This window comes from Rhodanobacter sp. FW101-FHT13A11 (genome assembly GCF_058790335.1).
In genome coordinates this window covers 403177-414383 of sequence record NZ_JBYTCN010000002.1, presented here as the reverse complement: position 1 = coordinate 414383, position 11207 = coordinate 403177, and the positions used below count along the sequence as shown (strand labels likewise).

At 69.4% G+C, this 11207-nt stretch carries 9 protein-coding genes; 4 read left to right on the top strand and 5 right to left on the bottom strand.

The features are described 5' to 3' along the window. Window positions 1-250 precede the first annotated feature (250 nt). On the top strand, window positions 251-1333 hold the full coding sequence (locus AC3WRN_RS04320) for an IS110 family RNA-guided transposase (protein WP_492622033.1): 1083 nt from the start codon (window positions 251-253) through the stop codon (window positions 1331-1333). Window positions 1334-1594: 261 nt separating this feature from the next. On the opposite strand, the gene AC3WRN_RS04315 is transcribed toward AC3WRN_RS04320, so the two are convergent. From AC3WRN_RS04315 to AC3WRN_RS04305, 3 genes are all read right to left on the bottom strand, one after another. Continuing rightward, on the bottom strand, window positions 1595-1861 hold the full coding sequence (locus tag AC3WRN_RS04315; RefSeq protein WP_492622032.1) for a hypothetical protein: 267 nt from the start codon (window positions 1859-1861) through the stop codon (window positions 1595-1597). 427 nt (window positions 1862-2288) lie between these two features. Beyond that, window positions 2289-4247, bottom strand: coding sequence for a hypothetical protein (locus AC3WRN_RS04310; protein WP_492622031.1), 1959 nt, complete (start codon window positions 4245-4247; stop codon window positions 2289-2291). 42 nt (window positions 4248-4289) lie between these two features. After that, a complete protein-coding gene (locus AC3WRN_RS04305) occupies window positions 4290-5159 on the bottom strand; it encodes a hypothetical protein (RefSeq protein WP_492622030.1) in 870 nt (289 codons plus the stop codon). A gap of 410 nt (window positions 5160-5569) precedes the next feature. Between AC3WRN_RS04305 and fusA the strand changes: the two genes are divergently transcribed. Continuing rightward, the gene (gene fusA, locus AC3WRN_RS04300) at window positions 5570-7609 is read left to right on the top strand and encodes an elongation factor G (RefSeq protein ID WP_492622029.1); all 2040 of its coding nucleotides are present in this window, start codon (window positions 5570-5572) and stop codon (window positions 7607-7609) included. A 165-nt stretch (window positions 7610-7774) separates the two neighbouring features. On the opposite strand, the gene AC3WRN_RS04295 is transcribed toward fusA, so the two are convergent. Further along, complete coding sequence (locus AC3WRN_RS04295) at window positions 7775-8242, bottom strand: SET domain-containing protein (RefSeq protein WP_492622028.1); 468 nt, start codon at window positions 8240-8242, stop codon at window positions 7775-7777. 300 nt (window positions 8243-8542) lie between these two features. Between AC3WRN_RS04295 and AC3WRN_RS04290 the strand changes: the two genes are divergently transcribed. Both AC3WRN_RS04290 and AC3WRN_RS04285 read left to right on the top strand, forming a co-directional pair. Further along, entirely contained in the window at window positions 8543-9019 is a 477-nt protein-coding gene (locus tag AC3WRN_RS04290) for a hypothetical protein (RefSeq protein WP_492622027.1), read from the top strand. Between the two features lie 23 nt (window positions 9020-9042). After that, entirely contained in the window at window positions 9043-10833 is a 1791-nt protein-coding gene (locus tag AC3WRN_RS04285) for an acyl-CoA dehydrogenase C-terminal domain-containing protein (RefSeq protein ID WP_492622026.1), read from the top strand. 120 nt (window positions 10834-10953) lie between these two features. Here AC3WRN_RS04285 and AC3WRN_RS04280 read toward each other — a convergent pair whose 3' ends face one another. Beyond that, on the bottom strand, window positions 10954-11181 hold the full coding sequence (locus AC3WRN_RS04280) for a hypothetical protein (protein WP_492622025.1): 228 nt from the start codon (window positions 11179-11181) through the stop codon (window positions 10954-10956). Window positions 11182-11207: the final 26 nt, after the last annotated feature.

Below are 11207 nucleotides of genomic sequence, written 5' to 3'. Positions count from 1 at the left end.
CGGGGACTTCTTCTTCGGGGTTTCCATCGCTCCATCCTCTCAAGAATTGGAGCCTCCGAGAATCCCGGGGCGGTTCAGTCTATCCGTCCGTGGAAAGGGGTTTTTCTACAGCCTCAACGCTGGAGTTAAGCGGCGGCGAAGCCGTCCGCCTTGAATGATTGAATGGACTCCTCCCGCGTCGCCACACGGCTTCGATGAGCCAGACTGAGCCGTTGCCGTTCAGTCGACGGGATCACGAGAGGAGTCCGCCATGCATGCTACGACTGTCGCCATAGACCTGGCAAAGGATGTGTTCGAACTGGCGTTTGCCGATGCCGATCACCGTATCCTGGAGCGTAGGCGGCTGTCGCGCCGTGTCTTTGCGCACGTGCTGGATAACCGCGTACCACTACGCGTGGTGATGGAAACCTGCGGCAGTGCGCACTACTGGGCACGACGATTTGCCGGACAGGGACATACGGTGCGCTTGTTGCCGGCTCGCGACGTGCGTCCCTACGTGCGACGCAACAAGACCGATCGCACCGATGTAGCCGGCATCCTGGAAGCGGATCGCTGTGCGCAGATCGAGCCGGTGCCAATCAAGTCGCCCGAGCAGCAGGGCATGCAGGCACTGCATCGCATCCGCGAGCGGCTCAAGAGCCAGCGGACGTCGACGATCAATCTGCTGCGCGGCGTGCTGCGCGAGTTCGGCCTGGTCATTCCGCTGGGTGCGGCCAAGGTTCGTCCTGCCGTGCTGGCGGCGCTCGAAGACGGCGACAACGACGTGCCCATGGCCTTGCGCCACACGCTGGGTGAATTGCTGGAGCGCCTGGCAAGCCTGCAAGCGGACATGACGGCGATCGAGCAGCGGCTGGACGTGTTTGCCGAGAGTGATCCGGCCAGCCAGCGCTATCAGAGCGTGCCGGGTATCGGCTTGCTGACCGCCACCGCACTGCGTGCCAGTGTTGGATCCCTGGATCGGTTCCGCAGTGGCCGTCACTTCGCGGCATGGCTGGGACTGACCCCGCGCGAGCACTCTTCCGGCTCGCATCGCCAGCTGGGCGCCATGAGCAAGCGCGGCGACGGCTACCTGCGCCTGCTGCTGATCCATGGCGCACGCGCCGCCCTGCGTGCGGCGCAGGTTCGGCAGCGAAAGGGTCAACCGCTCGACCGCCTGCAGGCATGGGCACTGACGTTGCAGGCCCGGCAAGGTCACAACAAGGCCGCGGTCGCGCTGGCCAACAAGGTGGCCCGGCGCGTCTGGGCGATGGAGCACCATCACGCCGCGTTCGATGGCAACCATTGCAGCGTGCGACCCGCGGTCGCGACCGACGTGGCGTGTGCCACCAAGTAACTGTTTTACTGTCCCCGAGTTGCCAAGGCGATCTGTGTCATGGCGAATGTATCGGTCCCGAATCGAACCAAGCCGATAACTCTTCTGGCCTGCGAGGCCGCTCCGTCCGAACGATTGGCTTTCGATTCGCGGATTCCATGATGGCCCGAGCGTCACTCGCTCACCCCAAGGCCGAATACACGACTGCAACCGATTCATTTACCCGGCATCCATCGACCGAGCAACCTCGGCTAGTTGCATGAGGAGTCCATACACGACTGGTTAGGCCTTACGCCCGACGAACCAGAGACAGCGACCGACGACCCAGCCGAACCCCAATCCGATGATGGCAGCCGGGAAGACCTTGGAGAAGATCAAGTAGCCCGCCAGCGTGCCAACAACAAAGCCGATGAGACCGTAGACCGCTGCGTAGCGACGGGCGGAAGTGAGCCGAGCTTGATGGGCGCGGTTGTATACCAACGCAGCCTGTTGAGCTTTCTTTTCCAGTAGAAGCGCATCCGCTACGGAATTAGCTTGTTCGGAATTCACGGATATTCCTTGGAGGGCCTAACGCTAAGTAGACCCCAAAAGCGGGGTGTTGCGCCGAGTATGCAGTTCTGCTCCTGACCGTTCAAGCGGCGAATTCCTGCGGTAGATCATGTGCTTGCACCACAGCATCAACACCTGTGTGGATACAAGCTGCCGGTGTTATCCGACTCCTTTGAGGGTGTATGAATTACGCCTGCGAAAGTGCGGGTGTAACGGAGGCGAAAACGCCGCGGTTGCTGGATCAGGCACGCACACGCCTGCGTTTGAGCATCGCAGTTCGCGTAAAAAGGGCGCAGGCCGACGAAATCCCGGTAAGCCGTCGAACACGATGAGTGGCCGCCATTCGCTCGGCGACACCTTGCTCCCTTACGCCTTGAAGGCATCATGCCGTGCCGCAGACACCGCGAAGCCAACCGCCTGCCGCGCCTCAATGAAACTGGTCGCTCGCCGGCACCCACGAGCTGGATGACGGCGCGGGGGCGGCCCGCTTTACCGGCAGCACGATGCTTTCGCAGCCGGGTGGCGGCGGGCCGCCGGCGATGCGGGCGGTGGCGCATTCGGCACTGTTGTCGAACTTCACCATCGGCACGGGGGCGGCGTGGACCGCCACGGACGCGGGCGATGCCGGCGGATTGGCCGGGGCCAGGTGCAGCCGATCGTAGACTTTCGGGTCGACCGGCTTCGCCGGCGGGTCGGGGTTGTCGCAGCCGAACAGCGCGACCGGCAGCAGCGGCATCACCGTGCATTTCACGCGCACGCCGCGCGGCAGGTGGAAGGTGTGGCTGACCTTGGTTTTCTCCACCGCACGGCGCAACGCGGTGTCGATCGAGCTTTCGTCTTGCGGAGCCCAGTCCTTGTCGAAGCGGGTCGGCTGGTAGCCGATGTTCGGCGCGCCGTGGCGCATGATCTCGGTATCGCCGCGCGGCTTCAGCTGCACGTAGCCGCCCGGCTCGCCCTGCCGCTCGCCCTGTACCGCGCCGGGTTGCTCGCCGCCGGGCTGGCCGATGCCCTGCCCCTGCGGCTTGCCGTTGCCCGGCTTCGCCACTGGCGGTGCGCTGGCCGCGCCCGTGCCGCCGGCCGCCGGCACGGCGGCGACGGCGCCGGGCGTGGCGAAATCGCTGCCTTGCGCGGTGGCGTCCGGCGCGCGGCTGACGTCGCGTCCGCGATCCGCCTCGGCGGGGTTGGGCGCGGCCTGCTCCGCCGCGGAGGGTTCCGCCGCGGATGCGGGCGGACCGGCCGCCGGTGGTGCCGCAGGGGCCGCCTGCATGGTGGCGGCGACCGTCGGCGGCGCGCTCAATTGCGGCCGGGCGATGGATGGCCGGATGGCGGTTTCGCGCGTGGCTTCCGCCACCTTGATCTTCTCGCTCGCCACCTGCGGCTGGATTTTCGCCGGCGCCGCGGGCGCCAGCGGCACCGCCTCGAGTTCGGCTTCGGCCACTTCGATGGTGGGCGCCTGCACTTGCGGCTTCTCGTTGGGCACGGTGGGCGCGGGTACGCTCAGCTGCGCCTGCAGGTTCACGCTCGGCGCGGCCTGCGCCGGCAGCGGCACCGGCTGCAGCTCGGGCGCCGGCGGTGCCGCGGGCAACTCGGCGCGGGCCGGCGTCACGCTGGCGGGCGCGGCGGATCGGGGCACCTCGGTATCCAGCGCAATGCTGGAGACGGCGATCGGCGGCGCTGCCTGCGGCGGCAGTTCCGGCAACGCCAGCGACGGCGGTGGCGGCATCGCGCGGTTGCCTTCCAGTTGCGGCCTGCGCACCGACTCGGGCTGGTACTTCGGCGGCACCGGCGGCTGCAGAACCGGCGTCGGCAGGGTCACCGCCGGCGGCTCGCCGGCCAACGGCACCGGCTGCAGCTCGGGCGTAGGCGCCGGTTGCGGCAGGCTCACCGGCGGCTTCGGGGCGGACACCGGTTTCGGCGCCGGCGCCTTCAGCTTCGCCACGGCGGCGATCACCGGCGTGGCCGCCGCGGCCGGCCGCTCGGCGGCCACGGCCTGCGCATTGGCGCTGGGTTCGCGGCTCGGCGTGGGCCGGCTGGCGTGGCCCTGGTGGCGTGGTCCGCGCTCCTTCGGCGGGGTGCCGCGCACCGGCGGCGGCGGTGGCAACTCGGGCGGCTCGACCAGGCGCACCTGCATGAACTGCTGCTTCGATGCCGGCGGCGGCACCACCTGGAACGCGGGGCCGAGCACGAAACCGAACAGGAACAGCAGGTGCACCAGCAACGCGCCGACCATGCCGAACAGGCGCAGGCCCAGCTCGCGCGGGCGCGGCCGGGTGCGCAGGTGGTAGACCCGGGCCCGGGTCGCCGCGGCCAGCGGCGAGTTCAGCATCACCCGCGCGGGATTGGCGGCGCGGCCGGTGGCAGGTTGGTCCGGGGGCGGCAAGGGCATGCGGGCGAGTGTAACGGGCGCGGCGCGGCCCCCGCATGACGCTCAGTGGCCGCGCGCGGCTCCCGCGGCACGCCCGCGCAGCTCGGCATCGACCGTGCGGGCGGGCGTGTCGACCGGGCAGCCCCAGGCCAGCGGCTTGCCCGCGCGGTACATCGCGATGCAGGCCGCCTCGTCCGGCTTCGGCGGCGCGTGCGCTGCGCCGTCCAGCGGTGTGGCCGGCGCCATGCTGAGGCGCTCGTCGCCGTCTTTCGCCGAGGGCGGTGGCGGCGGCTCGCCGCCGCAGCCTCCGGCCAGCATGGCGAGGGATACGCCGCAGTGGATGCGCACGCCACGCGGCAGGCGGATGGTCTGCTTCACCGTGGTCTTGTCGACCAGCTTCTGCAACGCGCTGTCGAACGCGTTGCCGCCGCCCCAGTCCTTGTCGAAGCGCGTGGCCCGGTACTCGACCGGGCTGCGGTGCTGCATGATCCGCGCGTCGTCGCGCGGCAGGTTCGGCACGTAGTCCGGCGCAGGCGCACTGGCGGCCGGCGCGGGCAGCAGCGGCTGACCCTGCTGGTCGTAGAGGCGCGGCGCGGCCGGTGGCGCGGGCACTTGCAGCGTCATCGCGTTCCGCGCCGGCGGCTCGTGCCGCGGCGGTGCGGGCGGTCGCGACGCTGCGGACGGTGCGGGCGGCGCCAACACCGCGGCGACCGGCGGCGCGCTGGTGATGAAGCGCACCTCCAGCACTTCATCCCGCGATGCGCGCGGCGTGGCAGGCAGGCGCGGACGCATCTGCTGCCATACCACCAGCGCGAACAGCGCGTGCAGCAGCAGCGCCACCAGCAGGGCCGGCCCGTGCCACCGGTACTCGCGCCCCGGCTCGCGCCAGCGCCGCCGGTGCAGCAGCGCCCGCTCCGCCGCTGTCAGCGGCACCAGGCCACGGGCCGGCGACGCCGGCGGGTCCGGGCTTGGCGAGGTCTGCTGCGGGGGAACACGCTGTGGACGGGCGATGACGGTGGCTCGCGGATGGCGGTACGGCCGGGATGCCGGCCGGCGCCCGGGCATCGGCCCGGCAACCTGCCGCATTGCTGGGTAGACCGCCGCGCCGCAGCGCCGGTTCCCCGCACTGCAACTTGACCGTGCCGACGCTTGGCTCAAGGCTACGCGGACGGCGCCACGCGCCGTCTCTCCGCCATGACCGCCCTCGCCCTGCACGCGCCACGCACTCGCGTCCGCGCAGCGGCAGACGACCATGACGGCCCGCCATCGTCAGCCGCCAACGCGCGGTCTCGTGCGGCGCCGTTCATGCCACGAGGCCGTGCCCTGCATGGGAGGGTCGCATCGTGACGTATTCCACGGAAAGCATCCGCAACATCGCGCTCGCCGGGCACGCCGGCGTGGGCAAGACCACGCTGTTCGAAGCGCTGCTGCACGCCGGCGGCGCGATCCAGGCGATGGGCTCGGTCGAGCGCGGCAACACGGTATCGGACAGCGACAGCCAGGAGAAGGCGCGCGCCCATTCCATCGACAGCTGCGTCGCCAGCCTCGGCCACGCCGGCTGCCACATCAACCTGATCGACACCGCCGGCTACGCCGATTTCCGCGGCGGCACGCTGTCGGCGCTGGCCGCGGTGGAGACGGTGGCGGTAGTGGTCAACGCGGTGAACGGCATCGAGCACGGCACCCGCCGCATGATGATGCACGCGAAGGCACGCGGCCTGGCGCGCATGCTGGTGGTGAACAAGATCGACTACGACGGCGCCCACCTCGCCGCGCTGGTCGACGCGCTGCGCGAGGAATTCGGCAGCGAGTGCCTGCCGGTGAACCTGCCGGCCGGGCGCGGCAGCCGCGTGCTGGACTGTTTCTTCCACGCCGACGGCGCCACCGATTTTTCCTCGCTGGCCGAGGCGCACCAGCGCATCCTCGACCAGGTGGTGGAAGTCAGCGAGAAGCTGATGGACACCTACCTCGACGCCGGCGAAGGCGCGCTGACGCCGCAGCAGCTGCACGACGCGTTCGAACAATGCCTGCGCGAGGGCCACCTGGTGCCGATCTGCTTCGTCAGCGCGCGCACCGGCGCGGGCGTGGCCGAGCTGCTCGACGTGGCCGCGCAGCTGCTGCCGAACCCGGCCGAGGGCAACCCGCCGCCGTTCGTACGCGGCGACGGCACGTCGCTGAAGGTCGACGCCGATCCGGCCGCCCACGTGATCGCCGACGTGTTCAAGATCGTCAACGACCCGTTCGTGGGCAAGCTGGGCGTGTTCCGCGTGTGGCAGGGCACGATCCGCCGCGACAGCCAGCTGCTGGTCGACGACGGCCGCAAGCCGTTCAAGGTCGGCCACCTGCTGCGCCCGCAGGGCAAGGGGCACGTGGAGATCGAGGCGGCGATCCCCGGCGACATCGCCGCGGTGGCGAAGGTGGAGGAGATCCACTTCGACGCGGTGCTGCACGACTCGCACGACGAGGACCGCATCGCGCTGGCGCCGCCGACCTTCCCCTCGCCGATGTTCGGCCTGGCGCTGGTGCCGCGGCACAAGGGCCAGGAGCAGAAACTCTCCAACGCGCTGGCGCGGCTGGCCGAGGAAGACCCGTGCTTCCGCGTCGAGCACCACAAGGAACTCAACGAGACGGTGGTGCGCGGGCTGTCCGACCTGCACCTGAAGGTGATGCTGGAGCGCATGCGCGAGCGCTACGGCGTCGAGGTGGAGGCGCACCCGCCGCGGATCGCCTACCGCGAAACCATCGCCGCCCACGCCGAGGGCCACCACCGGCACAAGAAACAGACCGGCGGCGCCGGCCAGTTCGGCGAGGTGTTCCTGCGCATCGAGCCGCTCGAGCGCGGCGCCGGCTTCGAGTTCGTCGACGCGGTGAAGGGCGGCGTGATCCCCAACCAGTTCCTGCCGGCGATCGAGAAGGGCGTGCGCCAGGCGATGGAGCACGGCGCGGTGGCCGGCTACCCGCTGCAGGACCTGCGGGTGACCGTGTACGACGGCAAGTACCACCCGGTCGACTCGAAGGAAGTCGCCTTCGTCAGCGCCGGCAAGAAGGCGTTCCTCGACGCGGTCGGCAAGGCGCGACCGATCGTGCTGGAGCCGATCGTCAACGTCGAGGTGGCGATCCCCGAGAGCAGCGTGGGCGACGTCACCGGCGGCCTCGCCGGCAAGCGCGCGCGCATCATGGGCACCGACACCCAGCGCGGCGGCGAGCTGGTGATCAAGGCACAGGCGCCGCTGGCCGAGCTGGTCGACTACCCCACCGAACTGAAGTCGATGACCGGCGGCCGCGGCCGCTACAGCCTCGACCTCAGCCACTACGAGGCGGTGCCGCCCACCGTGCAGAAGCAGCTCAGCGCGGCGTGGAAACCGCATGTGGAAGAGGACTGAGACGCGGTCATGATGCTGCCCGAGCCAATGCGTTGCGACGTGTGGAAAAACGCGAAAATCCCCCGTCATCGTCATTCCTGCGCAGGCCGGAATGACGACCAGGAAGAGGTCACAGCAACTCGTCGGGCAACCCTCGTGAGAACAGAATCGAAACTTGACCGTTGATTACCGCTTCGGCTTGAGCAGGGTACCGCTGCATTTCGGCGAGCCGCACAGGCAAACCCACAGCTTCTTCAGGCGTGCGGTGTGCGGCACGTCGAGCACGATGCCGTAGTCGTAGGTGAGCTCCTCGCCCGGCTTGATGTTGCGGATCGCCTCGATCAGCACGCGGTCCCGGCGCGGGTCGCCGCGGGCGCTTTCCTCGACCAGCGCGCGGCAGTTCGGCGCGCAGCTGTGGTTGATCCAGCGTGCGCTGTTGCCGCCCTGGTTGGCGTCGACGATGTAGTCGTCGTTGAGCGTGAACAGGAAGGTGTGGCCGGTTTCGCCGCCGTCGCCGTACAGCTCGTCGGCCTGCGCATGGGTCAGCAGCTTGCCCTTGTATTCGATGATTTCCTCGCCCCTGGCGATCGGGGCAGCGGCGAACACGCCGTTGCCGTGGATCGGCGAGCGGCGCGCAACAAAACGTCGTGACATGCGGTGGAACCCTGCGGGCGAAGAGGAAACGCCGATGATGCCCGTTTGCCGATGCCGGCGAAACCTCGCGATGGCCGTCGTCAGCGGGCGCGCACGATGTCCTGCCCGTGTTGCGCCATTTCCGCGCGCTCATGCACATCGGCCTCCCGACGAAGCGTTTCCGCCAGCCGACGGACCGCTCGATCCGCATGGCGGGGCCGGAGGTTTCCACCGGCGCGGGCACTTGTCGGCCTCGTACTGGCGCCGGCACCCCCAATCGTGGTTAGAATCGGTATTCAAACGATCGTTTGGAGAACCGCGATGCGCCTGCTGCGCTGGATCATCCCCGTCCTGCTGCTGGGCCTGGCCGCCTGTGGCCCGGCCAAGAAAAGCGTGTACCCGCCCAACGTGAGCATCCAGCAGCTGACGGTGCTGCCGGGCGGCCAGTGGCAGCTGACCTTGCGCATCCAGAACAACAGCTACGGCGAGATGGACTTCAGGTCGCTGGACGGCCTGCTGCAGGTTGCCGAACTGGTGCCGGTGCGGCTGCACGCCACTTTCGAGCGCGACATCCCCGAGCTCGCCGGCGACGTGGTCCGGCTCGACGTGCTGCCTACTGCCGCGATGGCCCAGGCGCTGCAGGCGGCCGCCGCCAAGGGCAGCGCCGGTTCGCTGGCCTACCGCGTCAGCGGCAGCATTAGCGCCAGGCCCGAGCAGGAATCGAAGCCGCGCGAATTCGACTTCAGCGGCAACAACTGGATCTCGCCGGTGCCGGGCATTCCCGGCACCTACCGCTGACCCCTTTCACCCAAGGAACTGCCATGACCATCTACAAGGCCCCCCTCGACGACCTGCGCTTCGCCCTGTTCGACGTCCTCGGCGCCGAGCACACCCTCACCTCGCTGCAGGACGGCGAGGCACACAGCCGCGACCTGCTCGACGCGGTGCTGGAGGAAGCCGGCCGCCTCAGCGAACAGCTGCTGGCGCCGACCAACGCGCCCGCCGACGCGGAGGGCTGCCGCTTCGACAAGGCCACCCACACGGTGGCCACGCCGAAGGGTTTCAAGGAGGCGTTCAAGGCCTTCGCCGAAGGCGGCTGGACCGGCCTGACCAACCCCGAGGCCTACGGCGGCCAGGCGTTGCCCGGCGTGCTCGGCACCGCCACCACCGAGATCTTCCAGTCCGGCAACCTGGCCTGGAGCCTGTACCCGCTGCTGTCCGAGGGCGCCACCCACGCGATGGAACAGCACGGCGAGGAGTGGCAGCGTGAGCGCTTCATGAAGCCGATCGTCGCGGGCCGCTGGACCGGCACGATGTGCCTGACCGAGCCGCAGGCCGGCTCCGACCTCGGCCTGCTGAAGACCCGCGCCGAACCGGGCGCGGCCGACGCCGGCGGCCATCCGACCTACCGCATCAGCGGCACCAAGATCTTCATCAGCGCCGGCGAGCACGACCTCGCCGAGAACATCGTGCACCTGGTGCTGGCGCGCCTGCCCGACGCGCCGGAAGGCAGCCGCGGCATCTCGATGTTCATCGTGCCGAAATTCAAGGTCGGCGAGGACGGCTCGCTGGGTGCGCGCAACACCGTCGCCGCCGGCGCGATCGAGCACAAGATGGGCATCCATGCCTGCTCCACCTGCGTGATGAACTTCGACGGCGCCGAGGGCTACCTGATCGGCAAGCCGCACAAGGGCCTGGCCGCGATGTTCACCATGATGAACGCGGCGCGCCTGTCGGTCGGCGTGCAGGGCCTGGCGCTGGCCGAGCGCGCGCTGCAGAACAGCCTCAACTACGCGCGCGAGCGGCTGCAGTCGCGCGCGCTGTCCGGCCCGAAATTCCCGGACAAGCCAGCCGACAACCTGCTGGTGCAGCCGGACGTGCGCCGCATGCTGCTGACCCAGCGCGCCTTCGTCGAGGGTTCGCGTGCGCTGGTGCTGTACACCGCGCTGCAGACCGACATCGAGCATCGCGCCATCGACGAGGCGGCCCGGCAGAAGGCCGGCGAGCTGGTCGCGTTCCTGATCCCGATCGCCAAGGGCATGACCACCGAGCTGGCGCAGGAGTGCACCAAGGAAGCGCTGCAAATCTACGGCGGCCACGGCTACATCGCCGAGAACGGCATGGAGCAGTTCGTGCGCGACGCCCGCATCATCACCCTGTACGAAGGCACCACCGGGATCCAGGCGGCCGATCTGCTCGGCCGCAAGATCCTCCAGCTGCAGGGCGTGGGCGCGAAGCACTTCCTGCAGGAGATCGGCGCGTTCTGCCAGCAGCACGGCGCCGATGCCTCGCTGCGCGGCCTGGTCGGCCCGCTGGCCGTGGCCGCGAAGGAATGGAGCGAACTCACCGCGAGCCTGGCCAAGCGCGTGCAGGCCGACCCGGAGGAACTCGGCGCCGCCGCCACCGACTACTTGTACTACTGCGGCTACGTCACCCTCGCCTACCTGTGGGCGCGCAGCGTGGCCGCCGCCGGGGCCGGCTCGCAATCCGCCGCGTTCAAGCAGGCCAAGCGCGACACCGCCGCGTTCTACTTCGCCCGCATCCTGCCGCGCACCCTGGTGCACAAGGCAGCGATCGAGGCAGGCGTGGCCACCTTGCCGGCCATCGACTGACCATCGGCGCCACAGGCGCACGAAAAGGCCCGGGCAGGTCCCGGGCTTTTCGTCCGTTGCCCGCAGGGGCGGCCGGAAATGTCCCGCCAGGTCAACTTCTGCTCAAGAAGGGCAGTCGCCTCAGGCTCCGGCAAAGCTCCCGGCCTGCCCGGCCTGGGTTCCCAGGTACTGCCGGATCCATTCCTCATGGGCCTCGGCGGCCCGCAGCAGTTCGTGCGCCATGGCCAGGCAGGGGGCGGCGATGTCGGGGCAGGCGGCAACCGCCTTCACCGTGCGGGGTTCCGGCCGCGCGGCCTCGACCGGTTCGCCCTGAAGCAGATGACTGATGTCGTAGGCAAGATCGTTCATGCACCCCATCATGCAATAGGCTTGCC

Bases quoted from the DNA above. Each gene is read 5' to 3' on its own strand.
- AC3WRN_RS04320 (WP_492622033.1), top strand. From the start codon at position 251: ATGCATGCTACGACTGTCGCCATAGACCTGGCAAAGGATGTGTTCGAA.
- AC3WRN_RS04310 (WP_492622031.1), bottom strand. From the start codon at position 4,247: ATGCCCTTGCCGCCCCCGGACCAACCTGCCACCGGCCGCGCCGCCAAT.
- AC3WRN_RS04295 (WP_492622028.1), bottom strand. From the start codon at position 8,242: ATGTCACGACGTTTTGTTGCGCGCCGCTCGCCGATCCACGGCAACGGC.
- AC3WRN_RS04290 (WP_492622027.1), top strand. From the start codon at position 8,543: ATGCGCCTGCTGCGCTGGATCATCCCCGTCCTGCTGCTGGGCCTGGCC.
- AC3WRN_RS04285 (WP_492622026.1), top strand. From the start codon at position 9,043: ATGACCATCTACAAGGCCCCCCTCGACGACCTGCGCTTCGCCCTGTTC.
- AC3WRN_RS04280 (WP_492622025.1), bottom strand. From the start codon at position 11,181: ATGAACGATCTTGCCTACGACATCAGTCATCTGCTTCAGGGCGAACCG.